Genomic DNA, 20,392 nt, shown 5'->3' on the forward strand with positions numbered 1-20,392 from the left:
TCATATTACGATTAAGCTCTATCTAGTCAACATTAACATTGCTTTAGTTATTTCATTAATTATAAAGAGTCAAACTGTTCAAGATAATTCGAATGCAACGATAACACGGTGGCAATACAATTAGTCATCGTTCCTGCACTACTTAATAAAATCAATAAATTTCTTTCTTCATCACGATATGAACAACCATCCCAATTACGATTATCAAGTTTACTTTTTAGCTGTGCTTGAGTTTTTTTAAGGGGGGAATCCAAGAAAAAAGTTATTCCATAATTTTCAATAGGCATGACACAAAGCTCTCTTTCAATTAGAAAGTTAACATATGCTTCTAATTGCTGAATGCTTTCAACTCTAATCATGTTCCTTTATCTTTCCTTAATTGAATAGTAGTTATAATCTGCCTAGGCCACTACGCATGCGAAGCATTATTTTCTTCATACCACACACCATCTGTATCCTGGCAATGAAGGGATATCAAGTAATAAGCGTTAAAGAATAAATAAAGATGTATGACCCAAGGGTCACTGACGGTTACAGGTTACACATCAGGTTTTTCCAGTGAACGAATCACCAGGAAATCCTGAGAGATGCCAACATCATTTCCAGTTGCTTGTCTGTTATGAATAAACCAGGCATACATATCTGAGGGCGCATTATCTTCGGGGAAAGGCTGAGGCTGACCAAGATAAGCAGCATGGGCATAATCAAGAAAACGTCTCGCTCGCCTCAATGCTGGCCTGTAGATATCAGGCACGATTTGGATACGCTTATCATTTGGATTGTTTTCCATACTGTTCTTCATTCTTATTGCAGCATCATGAACATCTTCCAACCATCCCCAATTTTTGTGCAACACATCAAGTTCATTCTGGTAGTGTCTTGAGGTTTCTTTTGCCTGTGATGAAATCCCCAATAACCCGGCAGAAGCACCAACGGAGGCTAAAATATCGCCTCTTTGTTTTTCATACTTCATGCACTCACAGCGGTATTGATAGTATTGCCGCCCAAGCCACTCAATATAGCTGTCCAGATGACGGTTCTGCGCTCCGATACTGACTGCGTTAAAAGGCACCGCTTGCTGATACAGCTTTGTCCATTGAGTGACAGACTTGTTCTTAACCTTGTCCTGCATGATAAAATAGGCAGCAACATCAGTATCCGTCTGATCTAGTGTTTGTAAATCTGGAAATGGAACACCAGCCATCGTCGCGGCCCGGTACATCCGGTGAAGGGCTACCCGGCAAAGTTCTGCACTCGGTTTTTGTTCATTTGGCTTCAGGCCTCCCCCTACATCCTCCGCGCAACCGGGTAACAGCTCTTCCTTGTGCTTATTATTACTTCCACCAAGACAATAGACGCTACGCCAGGACCGGTTTTCATGGGCGGCGACCAGATGCAGTGCATTTTTAACCGTATCCGACAATGCCGATTCCTGATCAACAGACTTATCGCCCATCAGCACACTAATCCCTTTTACTGGCCCCCCGAAAGCAGAAATAAACCAGTCCACGCCATTATTATTGCTTGCGGGAGTATGACGGGCACAATCAAACAAACCTGTAAAAACAATCTCTACGGGGATCCCCTGGTAAGTATGTTTATCACCCTGTTTCTGACAAATATCATTAATCAACATATCAATGAATTTACGTGCAAGAGTTGCACCGACATCGTATCCAAAGAATGAGATAGATATTAGTTTGATCGGTACAGGGCTATTGGTTTTGGTTCTTTCAAAGAAACGCTCAAAACGTAATTTTGCCGAATTTATTCGCGTATCGACACCGGTAACTAACATATCTGCAATGACGGGATTATCACGCAACCAGGGGGTTGCCTCGATACCTGATTTCTTTGCGGCGTTTTTGGCTACATCGCCCACCAGCGATTTCCACTCCGAAGGGCTTATCAGTTTTTTCCCTGAGTCCTTTAAAACCTCCCACCAGTTACCACTTTTCAAATAATCCAGGCCAGCATCCTTCGCCATTTCTTTTGGCTGATCTTTTAAATCATTCAATGCAGAGCTTTGTGCACTGTCCATAATGGTATGCAATTTCTCAGAGAGTTCTTCATTGAATGGTGTGCCAAGCCCCGAAAAATACAAAGAGTTATAGCTATCCTGATCGGTATTTTTTTCTTCGTCCGGAAACGCCCTGAATAGGCGCGATACGTTGCTAAGACGTGCCTCTATAGCATCCTGGTCTATATTTCGGTGAATCCCATCAAAAAAGAAACCGACATGCCAAACACGCGAACAATTTCCCAACCCGGCATCATCAGCCTGCTGTGCACGACTGGCAGCAGCAATAATACTTTCGATATCCATCAATTTTGCCCCTGCTTTACAGTCTTATCTGGAATATCAGGACGTTTTTCATAAGGCGACCAGGCATTATCACTCCAGCCCAGCAACACCTTATCCCCGGGCAAAAAGTGAACATGCAAATCATTCTCTCCCCACTTTCTTTCTGGCATTGGCATCACAACCCGACGAGTTTCTTTACGAAGACCCGCATCGTACTGAGCACGTGTGGTGCTTAATGTCCATATAACTTCCGCTGTTTTCCCACTGATACTGCCACAACAGGTTGCCTTACCACCTCCGTGAGCAAACGCATTTGGCCCTGCCACTCCGTTAACACTGAATCCCAGAATGGGCCTGTCAATTTCACTGTGAATAATTAATGTTACTGGCCCCGTCGGTGGCCCCCAGATGGATGCCCAGACTAGCCAGCCAACGTATGCCAGAACCACAGCCAATAAACTGCCCCAGATCCATTTTTTCCAGCGGACATAGCCACGATTGACGGCGTTATCAACTTTGTCGTAAGTCTTAAAAAATCCCATTTTTATTTCCCTGACTCACCCGTTATTTAATATTTTCTGGCCGCTTTTCATAAGGCGACCAGGCATTATCGCTCCAACCCAGCAAGACTTTATCTCCGGGTAAAAAATGAACATGCAAATCATTTTCGCCCCACTTTCTTTCTGGCATTGGCATTACAACACGGCGAGTTTCCTTGCGAAGCCCTGCATCATGCTGAGCACGTGTGGTGCTTAATGTCCATATTACTTCCGCTGTTTTCCCGCTGATACTGCCGCAACAAGTAGCTGCTCCTCCGCCACCTGAATAAGGGTTTTTTTTATATGCCGACGCATTTGGTCCTGCAACTCCGTTAACACTGAATCCCAAAATGGGTCTGTCAATTTCACTGTGAATAATTAGCGTTACCCCTCCCGTCGGTGGCCCCCAAATGGATGCCCAGATTAACCAGCCACCGTATGCCAAAACCACTGCCAACAAACTGCCCCAGATCCATTTTTTCCAGCGGGCATAGCCTCGATTCACAGCATTATCAACGTTGTCGTAAGTCCTAAAAAATCCCATTATTCATTTCCTGATTGAACAAAAACCATGAACTGTCCAGATTTTCAGTACTGTGTATTCGCAAGATTAACCAACACCTCTGCCAGCGACTGTGTTCCATTCATCACATTTGGTAATGCAGCCCTCAGTGCATCTGACTCCAGCTCCTGCCGCCCACCATTGAGGTAATACAGCGCGAACACTTTCTGATCCGCAGCGGATAACAAACCCGACTCTTTACTTTTATTCAGCGCCTTAATCACCATCAAACGCTGCGCACATGGCGGAAACGCCCTGCTGATCGGCATTTTTTGCCATTCGCTCAACACGCTGGTTACTTCCGGCTTATCCGTAATCTGCTGCCAGGTGGCTTTATCAAGTCTGATAATGTGATTAGTCGGCATTTCTACTTCAGAGGGTATGATGTCAAGAGGCTGCCACTTCATTTCCCCAAGGAACCACCACTGCGTGATACCATTAAACAGAAAGGTATGCCAGTCACAGTCGGCACGCTGAGCCAGCACTTCCATGACATGGCTGGCATAAAAGCGTGTCAGCTCAGTTGAGCCATCCGGCTGCACAATGGTGCAACCCCGGGATAACTGCACAGCCAACAAAGATGCAAAGCGCGCGGAAACAATGACTGCGGCACATCCTTGCAAAGACGCAAGGTAATCAGGGAGCCGTTCTGCATTATCAATTTCCAGCAACCAGGGACCGTAGTTCTGAAATTCTGTCAATTGAGGATGGATATACAGAGAATGCAGCCTGTGAGCATGCTGCTCTTTAAATGCCAGAAAATCCTCTTCCGGTTGCGCCCCGGCTTCAAACAGCAGGCAGATAATCTCTTCGGTCCGACCGGGTAATGCTGCAATCAGTTCTGAACTGTCCATAGTTATGCTCCCTGCACTATTGCATCATTCCCCTGAATAGCCTTCAGCAGGCACGGAATACAAATTTTGTTTTCGATTGGCGGATACAGCGCAGACATTTCTACAGGCTGACTCGCAGGCTTTAGTTTCAGCGTACGCTTAATGTTTCGGGTATAGGTGTGCGGCGTGCCGTACTCAATGCCCCCCGCCTCTATCTTCACGTAGCTGCCACCGCCTATCAGCGTCACCTTCTTCTTACCCGCAAACAGGATGTCGCTCAGGCTACTGATGCTGAGTTTCTGCGCAGCGCTCATATGCAGGCCACCGTTCTGTGCCTGCACCTGTACCGGGCCCTGGTCGGATATAAGACTCAGCTTACCGCTCTGTGCAAACACCCCGAGGGTCTGTCCTGCCAGCAGCGCTGTATTGCCCAACGAACCGGTACTGATGTCCCCTCCGGCATTGATGGCGATATTGTCGGCGGCGGTCAGCTGCAGATGTTCATCACTGGTAAACGCCATGCCTTCCGGTGCCGTGAAGTGAACCACCTCGTTCAATGGTTTCAGTCGTTCATTAAACATAGCTATCTGGCTGGCCACATCCGCTTCCAGCGCCAGCGCCTGTCGTTCGGCATCTGCCAGCTGGGCCAGCCGTTGACGACCCCTATCAATTACTCTCAGGGCCTCATCCATACTCAGCACATCGCCTTCGGCTTTGCTCTGGCCCGCCGCCGTCACCAGCAGCCCTTTCGCCACGCGGATGACCCCGTACTCATCGGTTCGCAGCTCAAACCCGGTACCGCGGGGTTCATTCCGCGCATCCACGACGTGGCCCTGGTTCAGCGCCGTGGCCCCGAACGGGGTGCTGAGCGCAATATGCTCTGCCTGACGCTGGTCTTCCATCCGCAGTTCGTTACGGCCTGCGGTTCGCAGGATGTTCTGGCTGCGATTATCCCGGGTGACCACGTCCGCATGTTCAGAGTCATGAAAGGCGTGGGCAATGTACGGACGGTCCGGGTCTCCGCCATCAAAGGCAATGCCCACTTCCGTACCGTCAATCAGCGGCGTATGCCAGCCATACGTTTCCCCTGCGTATGGTTTTGCCTGGCGTATCCACAGGTAGTGACAGCCCTGCTCTGCATCCTCACGGCTGAAGTCCAGTTTCACCCGGTAACGGCCCTGTTCATCCAGGTGGGCATACGGGGCATTCTTCTCTTCACTCTCCACGCGGGCCATCAGCGTCCCGGCAATCAGCGGGCGTGGCACCGTTTTCGGCCGGAAGCAGAACTGCTCGCTGTAAGGCATCCCCCACACTGAGACATGAAGACGGGTGTCACGGGCCGCGCGGAAGGTGGTGAGGGTGATGACCATCCCCTCTTTCAGCTCCGGCACATCACTGTCACCCGTCTCCAGCACCATGCCCGGCGTCAGGTGGCTGGCGTTACTGAACAGGTGCAGGCGGATGGCCCTGTTCAGTTCACGTTCATGGTGAATACGCGCATAAAACGCCCCGCTTTCGGTCTCCGGCTCAGCGGTGGTGTCATCGCCGGCTTCCAGGTATGGAGCTGCGTAACGGTAGTGTTCGCCTGTGGTGGCCGCTTCGTTTCTGACGCTGCCACGCGCATCCATCGGCGTGGTGGCCGTGCGGTAGTTGTAGTCACGGGTGGCCACGCTGCCGGTGACGGTGTTGTGCCATACCCGCGCATCCCATACGGCCTCAACCGCACCGTCATGCAGCGCCGACGGCTCCCGGTACGGAAGCTGAACATGAAACTGGTACTGCCGCTGACTGTCAGCAAGGGTCACCGTATCCAGCCCGGTGGTGGTGTTCACCCCGGTACGGAACCAGATACCGTCTTCCGCCAGGATGCGCTGGATAAACTGCAGGTCGGTTTCCCGCCACTGGGTAATAAGCTCGCGAACCGGATACGCCCGCTCCAGCCGGAACTCAAAGTCTGAGCCCTCCAGACCGTGAGCGCGCAGTATCAGCTCCACCAGTTCCGGTACGGAGACATTCTGGTACACCTCACAGCGGCGGGTATGGGCGAGCAGCGCCAGGCGCGATGAGAGCGTGACCGCAAAATGCGTCTGGTCAGCGGTCTCTTTCAGGTGCTTAAAGCCGGTAATGATGCCCTGCACCACACGCCCGGAACGCATCGACAGGGTGGCGTATTTGAGCATCACATCCTGACGGGTGATACCCTGCTGCTGCGTCGTGGTGAACTCAATTTTCCATTCGAACGGTTCGTTCAGTGCCTCACGGCCGTGGAAGTTCAGCACATCGGGTTTAAGAGGGCTGTCATTTATTTCGAGCGTATAGCGGGTCTGCCCGTCAAACAGGGCCAGCCAGTTGTCCTGCAGAGTGTCCATGCGCTTACTCCTTCACCGGCACCAGCGTCAGCCCGGTGCTGTTGAGCTGGATGGTGCGCGGCTTGTCCGGGTCGAGGTCATCGCGGCTCAGCACCAGCTTCCAGGTGTTGTTATGGGTATCCGGGCGATTGAACAGCCCCACCACCGCAACATATTTTGCGTCCTCGTCCATTGGCATGTTAAGGATAACGCTGCCGTTGGGCATCACCAGCAATGACTTGCTGGCGACGATGTCCTCTTTAAGTGTGGTGTCCGCATCGCGCAGCAGTTTCTGGTAGTCAGCGGCGTCCACCTTCTGGCGGTCTTTAAGCTGATATACCTGCACCATGGTGGCCAGCGGCGTCTGGCTTTCATCGGCATTGATAGCGGCACGCGGCTCGAAGTCCAGGTGCAGCACTTTTATTTTTTTGTAGAAGATAGCTCTGGTTGCGCTGACCGTGCCGTCAGAGACAGCCTGGGTCAGGCCGCAGCCGGTGAGCAGAACACTAAGCAGCATCAAGGACGCGCAGCGCTGCAGGGAAGCGAATGTCATTCGGAGATCCTTTTCAGACTTCACAACAGAATTATTGGGGGGCAGGGCATGGAACATCAGTCAAATCGGTAATCACCGGACTGTGCAGAAGGAAGCGCACGGCAGGTCAGTCCTTCATAAGTGCCAAGGCTGACCGTCAGGTGCGTGCGTTTCGCGGGCTTATCGCGTTTGAGCCCCAGCACGCCGGTACGCCCAAGCTGAACGCGCCGGGTCTTACCCAGTCGCGGCTCAGGCAGACTGGTCACAGGCACGGTGAGACGCACTCTCACATCGGAGCGGTAACCCATATACACCCGCAGCAGGACCATCAGGTCGGTATGTATCTGGCCTCCCGGCAGCCAGCCTTCGGCTTCTTCGGGGTTATCTGTGGCGAGCATCAGCAGAATGCGGCTGCAGGCCTCTTTCCCGGTTTTTCCAAGGGTGGCACGCTGCGACAGGGACACGCGATTGTCCTTACCGAGTCCACTGCGATGGGTCACCGGCACGGTGACAGGGTCCGGACTGATAATGGTGGCACTCGTCTCCGGGGCCAGCAGGCTGACCAGCTGGCGAATGCCTTCGGCATTGCGGGTCGGCATCCGCATGGTGCCGAGCAGTGCCAGGAAACGGGATGAAGGCGTCGCCACCTGCTCTGCCGTGCCCGGAATGCCGAGCCCCACCAAGCCCAGCAGGCACTGCGAGATATCATCTGCACCGCCCGCCTCAAACGTCACCGGATAAGCGTATTTGCGCCAGATACGGTAATACTGCGTCAGAATACGGTGGCTGAAGATGTCGAGGAACGCGGAGGTGGCCTCATACCCCTCCCGCCGCTGGGCAATGTCATCCAGATACGCGGTCGGTAACGGGGAATCCACCCCGTACATCCCGAGGAAGGTGGTGCGCACTGTCGGCACCAGATCCGGGTGATCCTCATCGATTTCAACCGCCTTCAGTTCACTGACCGGGAACCCCATGCCCGGCCACGGACGAAAGCGCACCGGATCATTGCTGAGCTTATCGGTACTGCCAAGCGGTGGCGTATCCGGGTTTTCCTGTTCAAGCAGCTGGCAGTAGCGGTAGAAATTGACCCGCCAGATGTCATCGCGAAGCCGCTCTGTCAGCCCGGAATGTGCTGGCTGTGATTCTCTTTCCATCGCAGTCGTTTCCCTGTCGGTTGCAGTACCAGTGTGAGCTGATTGAAGAGGTGCACATCGGCGTAGAGTGCAAAGAAGCGGTGCAGCATTTCACCAAACAGCGTGACATCGCCCTCCCCGGCAAAATTATCGGCATTCAGGGTAATTTGAATGTCGACCCCGCGCAGCATAAAGCCCCGCTCGAAGCGGCGGATTAGGGTGTGCTTCACGGCCACAATCGCCTCCAGCCGACGGCGGTTCATCTCGTCATCAGTCCAGTCATACAGTGCCAGCGTGCCGCGCAGTACCTCCGGGTTATCCATCATGCTTAAAAAACTGGATCCCAGATGGCTCATGACCCGCCAGTGGAAGCGGTCATTCGCAGGTGGATAAAGCGGAAGTGTGGGGACCTTCAGGTTCATCACCTTCACCGGCACCTTGCCGGCTTTTACCACCCGGTCCAGCAGGGTGCTTTCGAGCGACCGGCGCGGCAGCTGGCCGTTGGTACCGGTGATACGGATGGAAAGCGACTCCGGGGTTTGGGTCAACTGCTCCAGCTCGAAGGACTTGCCGCCGAGAATGAGCCAGGTGTCATACAGTCCCGAAGGACCGCGCTTCACGCGGGTATGAAAGTATCGCTCCGGCGCATCAAAGCGCATCATGCCGCCACGGTGGCGGAAGCTGGAGAACGGCACATACGGATGTTTGCCGTTTTTCACCGCCCCGTGGATGTCGTCCACGCTGTAGATCTCGGTATGGCCATCCTGAACACGCATCGGGCGCAGCAGGTACTCGTTCTGCAGCGGGTCCGGCGTCAGCGGGTCGGCTTCCAGCGGGAACAGGTTAATCACCGGCGCACAGTGCAGGCGAAAGTTCTCCGTCTCAAACGGCAGGTCTGACGGCCAGCCATCATTGAGTACGATATCGATTTCAAACCAGGTGTTTCTGGCACTGAGGCCGGTCAGTTCGAGCCCCCTGAGCTCCACAAACATGAATTTCTGGCGGAAGCTGAAGTACTCCAGCAACAGCTGGTAACCGCTGAATGCTGAATCCCCTTTTGGCCACAGGCGGTCGGTATCGTCAAACCCCATTGGTTTACACCAGCCGTCGAAGCGAATGCGCTCGGTACGGGTTTCACTGTGGCGGACGTACATGGCGTGAACCCGTCGGGTCAGCGCCAGATGCAGCGCCGAGGCCACCGGGCTGTCGGCATCGAGGTAAATGGCTACCTTATCAATCCCGGCTTTCGACCAGTCCACTTTGTCCGGACAGTCGAAACGCAGACGAATGGCGGCACGGCCATCCGGCTCGGTCTGCAGGCGGGCCTCACTCAGGTGCAGCGGCTGCAGCGGTACCTCGCGGGTGGTGCGATACTGGCAGACCGTGTTATCGGGACCGACCGGGCGCGACAGGACGGAGAAGCCCTCTTCCAGCATTTCCATTTTGCGCAGCTGCTGCCACTCCGGGCTAAAAGCCACCACGGAGAGAGAAGGAATGGTGCGCATGTAATGCGGCCACAGCAGGCTGACCAGCCCTTCTGTCAGTTCCGGCAGATCATCATCGAGCTTTTCACGCAGGCGGCCCATCAGGAAAGCGAAGCCCTCGAACAGGCGCTCCACATACGGGTCACGGGCCCCGGTTTTATCCAGATTGAGCATCGCCGCACGGTCCGGGTGGGCGCGGGCAAACTCTTTACCGGCTTCACGCAGATAGCGCATCTCGGCTTCGTAATAGCGAAGGGTTAAATCATCCATGGGAGAAAGTACTCAATTCAGTAAATTTCAGGAAACGGCCATTCTTTCTTCTACAGCCTTACGACGCTCCCACACGGGAGGTTGAGCGTTCATTTCGTCAACGTTGACACGAAGTAACGGAACACCGGCCATTTCAAACAGATGTTCGAGCCGTTTATCACGAGCAATGCGCTCATCAAGTTCATGGCTTTCATCATCCAGTTCAATGACGCAGACAATCTTGTTATTTTTTCTGGAGACCAGAACATAATCCACGGACATCGCATTAAACTGGGTAAAGAAACGCGCTCTTTCTTCAGCACTGAACGCCTCCTGCTCCGGTAACTTCAGGAAGCGCCCGGGACTCACCTGGCAAAATATCCGACAATATTGACCAAACCACGCTTCGAGCTTTTCCAGATATTGTCTTTCGGTCGGGGTTGTCATGTATTTTTTGTTTTCAAGAATGACACCTTCTTCCACCATTCCCCAGAACAGGTCCTCCTTCTCTTCCCAGCGAGAGTTTCTGTATTTTACGGCTGGATGTGGCGACGACGCGGGGGGACAAGTTGTTGGCTGAGCTTCGCTTCGGACAGTACGGTTCTTCGATGTGGACTGCCGAAAGGATTTTCGCTGACTTTTTCTGTGCTGCACTCCAACCCAGACGCCAGCACCAAAGCTAGCAGCGACCCAGAACAAAACATCCATCATGTTTACCTCTTTTCTAACCGCACAGCACCATCGCCCGGGCGGGGTCAATGGAAATCAAGCCAGCCAGCAGTTCATCCATTTCCGGGGTGAGCCGGGCTTTGTCGCTCTCGCTGCGACCAGCTTTCAGACGCAACAGCCGAAGACGGCGGGCAAGCACGTCAAACAACAGTCCGGGTTCCCAGTCGCTGAGGGTCAGCTGTGGGGCACTGGCGGTGAGCTCACCGAGCAGGTGCAGGGCAAGCTCGTTGCGGCCGTACTGCTCTGCCACCCGCGCCATGAGTAAACGAATTAACCAGCGGCTCCGGGGTGAGGCCATGTCCGGACGATTCTGAAGCCAGGTCAGCGCTGCCTCCGGGCCATCGCGGTCACCTTTTTCCATCGCCTCCACTTCCAGCGCAGATATGTCATCTGTCTGGCCTCCGTTTGCCACCGCAGGTGAATCGGCAAACCCGGGCATGTCATCGTTGACCTTTTCGGCTATCCAGTTCAGTGTCACCTCATCGGCCAGCGGCGTACCATCATTCCAGGCGAGGGTTTCCAGCCCTGGCAGGCGTTTCAGTAGCAGCTTCAGGTCGCTGAGGATGTAATCGGCCCAGTGCTCCCAGGGGGCACCCGCACGGCTCAGCCCCTGCCACAGATACCACTGCAAATCGAGCCAGAAGCGGTTGCCGCCTTCGGCGAACATCACATCCACCTGCTCAACCAGTTCAGTCCAGCTCTGCTGCAGGTACAGACGTTTAAGCTGGGCGCGGTAGTCAGCCTTTGGCGGCAGCAGGCGTGTCCGCCCGGCTGCATCAAGAGCCGGAAGTTGCGTCACCAGGTCCCAGCGGGCGGCCTTCATCATCCTGTGAGCGGCAAGCCAGCCCTGCGGCTGCTCAACCACCCAGCCGGACAGCACCCGCAGCTGACGGACCAGTTCCACTTCCGATTTGACAGCCACGGTTTCCGGTACAGCAGTGCCTGACGTCGGTGTGCTGTGGGTGCTTTCACCTGAGCCGTCCGGTCCTGATGAAGCCACCGGTGTATCCAGTCCGCCGCTACCAGCCAGGCGGGTTTCCAGCCTGCGCAGCAAACCGGCAAAGTCAGGGCGTTCCGCATCCGGCAGCTGTTCCAGGGCTGTTTCCAGCAAACACAGCGCGGCTGCTGTTCTGGCTGTATCCTCACGCGTCACGTCCGGCCAGCGCGAGAATGTATCGAGCACTTTCTCACTGTTCAGCCAGTCGAGTGCGGCCAGTCTTGCGGTGCTGCGCTGTGGGTGGCAGTGCTGCCCCGTCTGCTCCAGCATGGCTGCCAGCAGCAGGATGCCATCCGTCAGCCCGGAATCGCCATCACGCTGCAGACGGGCAAAGGCATACCAGGTCACCACACGGATATCGCGGGCATGTCGGGTCAGAATGCTTTCCGCCAGGCGGCAAAGCGTATCGGTATCGGTACCGGAGAGTTTATTGATTTCCTCGCGCATCAACTGGAAATCATCCTCATAAGTCGGGTCATCTCCGGCCCCATTACCCGTCGGGAGTGGTGTCAGCCACGGCGACCACAGAGAGAGGCCTTCCCGGCTCTTAGCGAGCAATGTGGTACGCTGGCCCGCATCCGGAAGACACAGGGTCAGGAGCGTTTCTGCTGTCGCCATTTATTCGTCTCCGGAAAGGGTGAGTGAGCCATCAGTCGCGCCCACGGAAAAAATAGTCTGCGGCAGGCTGAAACCCTGCAGTTTGAGCAGTGCCAGTGGCCCGTCACCGAGCTCACTGCGCATGATGAATTTCAGCGGATTGCCGTCCGGAGTGATCCACACCAGTTGTGTCCGGCTGCTGTCGAGCGGGGTGATAAGCGCCTTATCCAGCAAACGGATAAAGCCCCAGTTTCCCTGATTACTGGCATACAGGCGCATTTCTGTATTGACTGAGCGCCAGCTCAGATCCACTCCGGGGTAATATGTATTGCCCGGCCAGGTGAAGCTCTGCCAGTTTTCCATCTGATTGAAGTAATCCAGTTTCTGACCATCCAGCGTCAACTGGGTACGGGCCACATCGCGTGATGGTCGGGCCATCAGCTCGAAATGCACCCCGGCATCGCCCTGGGCAAAGACGATATCCGAAATATCGGCAAGCTTATTGATGGCGGTAAGAAACGCGGGACTGATGCTCATTCCCTGGCTGGCAGCCGGATCCACCACCCAGTGACTGCCTTCCTGATGCAGCATGCCGCCGAGGTTGGTTTTGATAAATGCCGCGATACGCCCGGAATCGCTTCGCAGGAACTGGGCCAGCAGCGGCAGCGAGGCATCGCTGCCGGTAGCCTTAAACGGATAGCGTCCGGCAAAGGCGGTGTTCCACTGCGAGACAATGGTGCTCTGCCAGCGGGCGTTGAGACTGTCTGCGGCCGGGGCCAGCACCTGACGCCAGGCCAGATCGAGCGGCTGCACAAACAGCGCCTGCCCGAAGCCACTCCACTCCTGCCCGAGACTTGCTGACACCAGAGAGCCATAGTCACGGGTGTCGGTCAGGTCGATGGCTTTTCCCTGGAAGACGGTCTGGGCCAGCATCTGCGCCATCGCCTGCGGATCGGGGGCACTGGTCACCTGCTGGAGTTTGAGCCGCACCTGGGTCACACGGGCAAGCCAGGACTGGAAGCTGAGGTTACCGTTCGAGCCGGTACCGTCCTTGCCGGCCATCAGTCCCGTGAGCGGACCAAACACGCCGTCCAGTGGGCCTTTGGGGCCCTGCGCCTGTTCGATAAACTGTTTTGCGTTCTTCTTACGCCCCACCAGTTTTTTCGCCGAATCCACCAGTGAATCAGCCAGTGCTTCGCCTTTAGCGCCCGTCTGTCCCTGCCAGGCCAGGGTATTCATCAACGCCACCAGAGGTGACTGACGGACATCTGCCAGCAGGTTCAGTTGGGCGATGGCTTCGGAGAGCGACCCGGCTTCCTGCCACTGGATGCTGTTGGCCATGTTCAGCCACGCATTACCAAAATCAGTGAAGTAGCGTTCAGTCAGGCGCTGTTTCAATGCCTCCGGAGAGATATCACTGCCCGTCTGATGGGTTTTGTCGGTCAGTACCCAGTCGATTTCATCGCGGCGGGTTTTCACCACCTCATCAATCGCATCCTGCACCTGTTCTTCCCAGGCCTGACGGGTGAACATCCCCGGCACCACTTCTTCTGATGAGAACAGCGACGAGGGATCCGTATCGCCTGTCATGTCCGTCAGCGTCAGATCGGGCCAGTTGCGGGCAATACGTCCCAGCATCTCCTGATACAGCCCGGATTCAGCATTACGCTGACCAATCTGTTTGAGCAGAATCTGGCGAACGGTCCCCACCAGTTCACGGTCTGGCGTGATTTTCCACTCCGGGTGTGACGCCAGGTTACGCGCGTAAAAACCGAGCAGCTTGGGGGCCTGGGTCTGCCAGACGCTGTCCGGAACATCACTGCGATGCGGCCAGGCTTTCAGCATATTACCGGCAAGCCAGTTTTCATCGGCTTTATCGGGAAGCGCCAGCATCAGATATCCTTTCAACAGATCGTAGGTCTTCCGGGTAGCGGAAGTACGCGCATCGCTTGCCGGCGGTAGCTCCACAAAGGCGTTAAGCTGGCGGTGTAGTTCGTCTGCCAGCGCATCGCGCATCAGTTGCTGGTTGTTACGGGCGTATAATTGCCAGAGCATCTTCAGCGTATCGCTGTCCTGGTTCAGGCCAAAGCGGGTATACCACGGCGCACCGTGCACTTCGCGGTTCTGCAGGCGGGCGATGGCCTGCTGCAAGGCCAGCTGGTTACGCAGGCGTTCCGGCAGAGGCTGTTTAGTGTCGGCGGCCATCCGGGCCGTATCCTGCGCCAGCCAGATTTGGGTGCGGTTGACGGACAGGGACAGCAGTGTACCTGCCACCCAGAGCAGAACCAGCCCCAGCAACACCAGGCGCAGTACCTTCTGCCAGTGGAAACCGATTTTACGGGCCTGCGCCTGCAGGCTGTCATTCTCAAGCGCCTGCCAGACCGGAGGTGACAGACGGGCATGCGGCACCGTTTCGGTCCCCGGTAATGCCGGACTGAACATCACTCCCCGGAGGCGATAAGGGGCCGGCCCCGACATCAGCGTGGTCAGAAGCGGCACCAGTGAGCGTCGTAACGAGCCTCGCAGGGCTTTTGACAGGCTCAGCAGCCAGTGGTGCTGTGAGTCCTCAAGCAACGCTGCAACGCCGGGGGCCTGCAACTCTGATGACAGGGCCGCAAGCGTGGTACGGGTCTCATCTGCTGTGACACCCGGGCCAAACAGGGCTCCCGTTGGTGGAACGCCTTCACCATCATGCGCCCATGAACCTTCACGGACGACCCACAGCCAGACCGGTAGCTGCCAGCCCAGCAGAGCATCAGTTTTCTGACGCACGCGCGTCAACGTATCCTGTTTTGCAGTATCTGGCAGAGCCGCAGCATTCATCACCTGCACTACCCCGTCGAGTGGGCGCTGTGGGCGAACTGCTTTCAGCACCGACAGAAACTCGTCATCCGGCACGCTATCAGACAGGCCGCCGTGGATCAGCACAATCCCGTCACTTTCCTGCCAGTGGTCACGTTTCAGCCCTGGCACCACCTTCTCAATATCGTTATCACTACCTTGCACCAGCAGCAGGCGCACTTTTGCTTTCCAGCGGCGACGGTAGCGCAGCTGCAGGTGATCGATCAGGGCTTCGGCACTGAAACTTTTCTCTGCGCGCTCTTTTTCGTCAACAAAGGTATTCGCAGTGTTACCGTCCGGGAGGGTGGCTGGAGAGACTTTGTTGCGCCCCCAGGTTCGTCTTGCCCCTTTCCTTCCGGAGATGAAGAACAGTTGTTCCAGCCCCCAGAGCAGGGTCAACAGGAAGACGCTGACGATCGCACAGAGCGTCACGATCCATTCAAGCGGATACGGACCAAGTCCAAACGTCCTGGCGATAAAATCACTGCCGATTGTCAGCGTAAAAACAATTATCACGGAAACAAATATCAGCGCCAGAACAGCAAGTCCAAGCAAGGATTTTGGGTTGTTTTGGGTCTTGTCTTTTTTATCGCTGTTCATTCCCTGTTAACGTCCTTTTCTCGTTCTTCTGCCGTCATTGATGTCAGCCAGATATCGTCACATCCGGGATCCGGTTGCGCAGCAACCAGCTGCGCGCCCTGCTCCGAAACTTTGCCTGCAGCCAGCGCCACCGCTATCCACGGCGATGCCTGTCCGGCATACCCGAGCGTGGCGTCGATATTTTTGATACCGTCCGTCAGGCTGAGCGTTAATTTATTGTCTTCACAGGATTGATTCAGGCCGGGTCTGTCAGTAACGGCTTCGCCGGTGATCCAGATACCTTTGATCTCGTCTGGGGATAATTCAGCCCAGCGAAGAGCGTGCTCCATGTTGTGAGTCAGTGTTTCCGGGCTGCTCTTTTGCGGCCGATGCAACCTGACCGCATTCGGAAACTGGTGACTCTTTCGGTTACACAGCACCATTGCCGCTATGGCTTCCGCATCATTTTCCTGCGGTGATGGTCGAAGCGAGAGTGTCAGAACAACCAGTGCAGCGGGTTTGTCCCAACGGTGGTCCAGCCAGTAATCCAGCGCATCCATGCCCTTCCCTGGTATCTGGCGTAGCGCTCTGCCGGATTTATCGGTGACCAGCTGCAGCAGACCGACCTCTTTCTCCACCGAAAGGTCAGCGTCACACTCAAACATCAGCCAGCACGGTAGCTTCTCCGGCAGGCGGGCCAGCGTTTTACTGATGCGAAGTGCCGCTTTTTCGACGGCTTTTGTCAGGGCCTCCGGATCGCCATCAAACTCCGTTATCCGGGCATGCCTGACAGGCTCTCCACCGGCTCGCGGTTTGGCCGTTTTCAGGAGCAGCGTGCCTGAAGCCATTGCCGCACTCAGACTTCCTGTCCCCCGGCCAGCCGGGGTCTGAACCCATGTATCAAGAACCCAGGCAAAGCGCCTGCCGCGCAAGATTTCGGTTTCTTCAAGATCATCACACTCGTAGTTCCAGCCGGCTTCGCCATTAAGCTCAAGGCGGTACCCGATATGCCGAAAAACAGCCAGAATGCCCCACAGGCAAAAAGGCAGACCCAGCGCCGTAAACCAGAATGAAATCCCGCGCCGCTCACCGGTCCATTGCCACAGGGTCAGCGCCACACCTGCCAGCAAGATGACGACCAGAAAAATCACCCAACGTATTGTCACCGGACGTGAAATACCATCGGCGCTATCAGGAACTTCATCCAGATAAATCGGCATTGTCAGCCAACCTTTGCCGCGGAAAATGAGCTGATGAGCGTACATCCACAGCCACATTTGTGGCCTTCGAATGCCACAGGGATCCCATCCTCATCCAGATAGTTGGAATTGCCCTCTACAATGGTCGTATTGCCGTGATCCGGGCAGGAGACCTTATCCCCTTTACGGGCAGCACCAATGCCGCCAAATTTCATGGTCGCTGAGGCCGTTAATACTGAACCACCGTGGGTCGTTTTATCCCCTTTACGAATAATCTTTAACATTTCCGTTCCAATTTTTACTCAGCGATTAATTTTCACAACCTCACGCAGATAATACCCACTGCGTCTTAACCCATGGTCATTTAAGATCGAAATCATCTGATTTGACCCAATACACCTTACTCTTCCCGCTGGCTGGTTTGTAATTAATCTTATAAAAGAAGCCATCCTCAGACATATCAACAAGTGAGAAAGCATCCCCTTTAATTAGATACGCTTTCGTTTTTTTTGATTCATCAGGAGCAGAATATAAAAATGCTTTATCAACAGAGATGCAACCATTTAATGGCTTTCTATTTTTATAATCGTCACCTCCAGTCATTAACTCCTCATAATCTTTAACGCCATTTTTGTAGTGTATTCTTTTTACTTGCTGGCAATCAGCACAAGAATCTGTAAAAAGCAATAACCACTCATCATCAGAGGAAACCCGATAAACATCATTGAACCAAACACCCTGGTCCCTTCTGGAGCTAATTACGCGCCCATCATTCCCCGTTATATTACAGAGTTTCCCATCCGCGCCCGCAGAGGGAGTATTTCCTATACTGCCATTATTCACCTTAAAAACCACTGAACATTTATTGACATCGCTCTCACTACTCAGATATAGATATTTAGAATTATTCAAAAGGTTCACGGAAACATTCGAGTAACCTTTAGATACAAAATCCTTCGCAGCTTCAGTCAATGTCAGTCCATCGTATGTTGTAGGCACTCTTCCTGCTGAGTTAGCACACACACTGAAAGTTGAAAGGCTCAGCAAGGCTATCAAACTAATTTTATTTAATGTCATTATTTTAAGTCCCATTCCTTTTTAATTAATTCGAAATATGACTTTCTTTCATCTAAGCCATTTTGCCCGCCATTGACGGCGAGAGTAACTAACTCTACATTATCCTTCTCATTATCGATTAGTATGTTAATATCGCCCTTAGCATTATGTTTTTTATGAATGCCGCCATTATTCCGCCAAAACCAACAAGATGCTTTAATCGCATTAACCATTACTGATGCAACCAAATCAGAATTGCTAACACAATCGATGCCGGCATATTGAGAAAAGTGTTGGTAATTCTTCTTCCAAGTTAGTTGGATTAGTCCCCTCCCTTTATATCGAGGCCCATCTCCAACAACTGTATTACCATTCTTGATCGCATCTTTATGTTGCCCTGGGTCATAGTTATGTCCAGAGCCGAACTCAATGGTTGTATCTAAATGTGCAGACTCATGGAGGCATTGTGACAAAAAGTGAGCCTTGTGATAAGGACCAGTAATTCCGTATTCAGCCAGTTGCTCGTTAAGAAGATTAACAAAGGTTTGCTTGTCGAACTCATAAACCGCAGGATAGGTATTCTTAAAATGAGTAGCGAAAGCTTTCCCACCTCTCTTTCCTGTAAACCACGGATTTGTATGTTGCAATAGTTTCTCTATCAGTTCGACTGTGATTTCATGTTCTGGAACACCTTTCATTGCCCCTAAAAACTCCACCGGATGCATATGCCACAAAGACGAACCCAGCTTTAATTTACTGGCATCCTGCATCCACACCATCTTATCAAGATAACCTTCACAGTATTCTCTCCACTCCGGCGCATCACTCGTCAGCTTGTTCAAAAACGACTGCCAGACAGACGTTTCCTTTTTGTGATACCACTCGCTGGGGTGTTTCACTATCATCTTATTTTTAACATCGCGATAAGATGGGTTATGGATAGCGCTCAGATATTCTTGTGATGAATATGGACTGACGCTACTGTCGATCCGGTTCAAAAGCCGTTGATAATTGTACGGGACAGTACGATGGGTTAACCGCGTGTCAGCGTTTGATGCGTCCAGCAGTCGATTAAGAATACTGCGAACCACCCCTTTGGGCGATGTTGTACCATCAAGGTGATCAAAGCTCGGTGCCTCGTCCACAGTGGTTGTGAATCCGAGTTTACCGAGATCGTACTGAGATAGGGTTTCAACCGACGTGTTACTTTTCGGCACGTAGCCGTTCGCATAGGGTAAAAACCAGTATTCCTGCTCCTGTGCATCTTTTTCTGTTTTCACCTGACCCAGTTTAAGAATCGCCTCGCCCTGCGAAACTCTCCCGTTGCTGACCATGGCTTTTGTCTTCAGATCTTTCGAGAACAACGCCAGGCCGGACGGGCATTTCAGATACAGCGGCGAGCTCTCCCCCACCTTCTCCGGGTTCGTCAGGAAAGTGGGTAACGTGTCGTCTGCACTCAGGCATTCGATATGTACCTGATAACGGACATCATATCCGCCATCTTTCGGTACCTGAAAGTATCCCAGGTGGCCGATGCTGTCACCAGCACTGATCGGATACGGTGTAGGGCAGACTACTGTGTCAAACTGCATCGGCTCAGCATAAGGCGGCAGCAGATGTGCCCACCACGAAGGGCGCACAGCACCACCTGATAACGGGACAAGATTATCTCTGTCCGTCAGGATCCAGTATTGTTGTCCTTCCACCAGACTGATCTTCGTACCTTTTGCCTTCACTTTATCGGATAATCCTCTGAACGTGACCAGTCCATAGCGGCGTTCCTTAGGTCCTGTAGCTCTTCGGCTTGCTTCTGTCGCATCCCATTCAATCCGTGAACCTTTCGGGATTGTGGCTACACGATATTTGTTTCTGTTCTCAGCACTGGCATCAGGCGTCCATTCAGGGCGAAATACAGGCAGCTTATCATTCACAATCCAGTGGGTTTCGTTCTCACTGGAAACGTAAGCGGAGTAAGGTGCCAGATGCATATACAGCGTATAAAAATGCAGGCCGTTCTCTTTTTTCTCGCCCGGCTGAATATAGTGCCGCACAAGGACAAAGGAGCCTGAGACACTCAAAGGCCCCGTTTCCCAGGGAACTGTCTGGTAATCACGGCAAATTCGATACGCCACCACTTCACCATCCGCCATGCAGCGAACGCTCTGCTCACCCTTGTAAGGCACCGGGAAATCCAGCAGTTCGGAAGCCGCCTTACCGCTCAGCGCGCACCACGCCGTAGTGGCACTCGTGATATGAATACCCCCGTGCCACATGCCATTGCTTCCCACCATGTACCAGCCCGTCGCTTCACCTTCCAGGTGCGACATCAGATCTTCCTGGTTGGCAAAGTCACTGCCGCGATTGTTGGATGGCACAGGCCAGCTGAATTTAGGTAATACCGACATG

The 20,392-nt window shown here is 53.6% G+C and carries 16 protein-coding genes; all 16 read right to left on the minus strand.

Annotation, left to right across the window (positions count from 1 at the left end):
* Positions 1-59: 59 nt before the first annotated feature.
* Positions 60-359: a hypothetical protein gene (locus BMW97_RS23885; RefSeq protein WP_139177201.1), complete on the minus strand. Its 300-nt coding sequence runs from the start codon at positions 357-359 to the stop codon at positions 60-62.
* 179 nt (positions 360-538) lie between these two features.
* Positions 539-2,326, minus strand: coding sequence for a phospholipase effector Tle1 domain-containing protein (locus BMW97_RS11480; RefSeq protein ID WP_090392788.1), 1,788 nt, complete (start codon positions 2,324-2,326; stop codon positions 539-541).
* A complete protein-coding gene (locus BMW97_RS11485) occupies positions 2,326-2,847 on the minus strand; it encodes a DUF3304 domain-containing protein (protein ID WP_090392790.1) in 522 nt (173 codons plus the stop codon). Before BMW97_RS11485 ends, BMW97_RS11480 begins: the two co-directional genes overlap by 1 nt.
* A gap of 22 nt (positions 2,848-2,869) precedes the next feature.
* Positions 2,870-3,388, minus strand: a complete 519-nt coding sequence (locus BMW97_RS11490; RefSeq protein ID WP_090392792.1) for a DUF3304 domain-containing protein — start codon at positions 3,386-3,388, stop codon at positions 2,870-2,872.
* Positions 3,389-3,432: 44 nt separating this feature from the next.
* On the minus strand, positions 3,433-4,260 hold the full coding sequence (locus tag BMW97_RS11495; RefSeq protein WP_090392794.1) for a DUF4123 domain-containing protein: 828 nt from the start codon (positions 4,258-4,260) through the stop codon (positions 3,433-3,435).
* Positions 4,261-4,262: 2 nt separating this feature from the next.
* Positions 4,263-6,608, minus strand: a complete 2,346-nt coding sequence (locus BMW97_RS11500; RefSeq protein WP_090392796.1) for a type VI secretion system Vgr family protein — start codon at positions 6,606-6,608, stop codon at positions 4,263-4,265.
* Between the two features lie 4 nt (positions 6,609-6,612).
* Entirely contained in the window at positions 6,613-7,140 is a 528-nt protein-coding gene (gene tssJ / locus BMW97_RS11505) for a type VI secretion system lipoprotein TssJ (RefSeq protein WP_090392800.1), read from the minus strand.
* A gap of 56 nt (positions 7,141-7,196) precedes the next feature.
* Positions 7,197-8,276, minus strand: a complete 1,080-nt coding sequence (gene tssG / locus BMW97_RS11510; protein WP_090392802.1) for a type VI secretion system baseplate subunit TssG — start codon at positions 8,274-8,276, stop codon at positions 7,197-7,199.
* Entirely contained in the window at positions 8,240-10,009 is a 1,770-nt protein-coding gene (gene tssF / locus BMW97_RS11515) for a type VI secretion system baseplate subunit TssF (protein ID WP_090392804.1), read from the minus strand. Before tssF ends, tssG begins: the two co-directional genes overlap by 37 nt.
* Positions 10,010-10,036: 27 nt before the next feature.
* A complete protein-coding gene (locus BMW97_RS11520) occupies positions 10,037-10,699 on the minus strand; it encodes a DUF2726 domain-containing protein (protein ID WP_254783050.1) in 663 nt (220 codons plus the stop codon).
* 13 nt (positions 10,700-10,712) lie between these two features.
* Complete coding sequence (gene tssA / locus BMW97_RS11525) at positions 10,713-12,332, minus strand: type VI secretion system protein TssA (protein WP_090392808.1); 1,620 nt, start codon at positions 12,330-12,332, stop codon at positions 10,713-10,715.
* Positions 12,333-15,752, minus strand: coding sequence for an ImcF-related family protein (locus tag BMW97_RS11530; protein ID WP_090392810.1), 3,420 nt, complete (start codon positions 15,750-15,752; stop codon positions 12,333-12,335). It lies immediately after the preceding gene.
* Positions 15,749-16,951, minus strand: coding sequence for a hypothetical protein (locus BMW97_RS11535; RefSeq protein WP_090392811.1), 1,203 nt, complete (start codon positions 16,949-16,951; stop codon positions 15,749-15,751). The genes BMW97_RS11530 and BMW97_RS11535 overlap by 4 nt, the downstream gene beginning before the upstream one ends.
* Before the next feature lie 2 nt (positions 16,952-16,953).
* A complete protein-coding gene (locus BMW97_RS11540; RefSeq protein WP_090392813.1) occupies positions 16,954-17,214 on the minus strand; it encodes a PAAR domain-containing protein in 261 nt (86 codons plus the stop codon).
* A gap of 76 nt (positions 17,215-17,290) precedes the next feature.
* Positions 17,291-18,007, minus strand: a complete 717-nt coding sequence (locus BMW97_RS11545; protein ID WP_090392815.1) for a hypothetical protein — start codon at positions 18,005-18,007, stop codon at positions 17,291-17,293.
* Entirely contained in the window at positions 18,007-20,391 is a 2,385-nt protein-coding gene (locus BMW97_RS23890) for a glycoside hydrolase family 19 protein (RefSeq protein ID WP_139177203.1), read from the minus strand. Before BMW97_RS23890 ends, BMW97_RS11545 begins: the two co-directional genes overlap by 1 nt.
* Position 20,392: the final 1 nt, after the last annotated feature.

It is taken from the genome of Enterobacter sp. NFIX58 (genome assembly GCF_900110475.1).
Classification (GTDB): Bacteria; Pseudomonadota; Gammaproteobacteria; order Enterobacterales; family Enterobacteriaceae; genus Enterobacter; species Enterobacter quasiroggenkampii.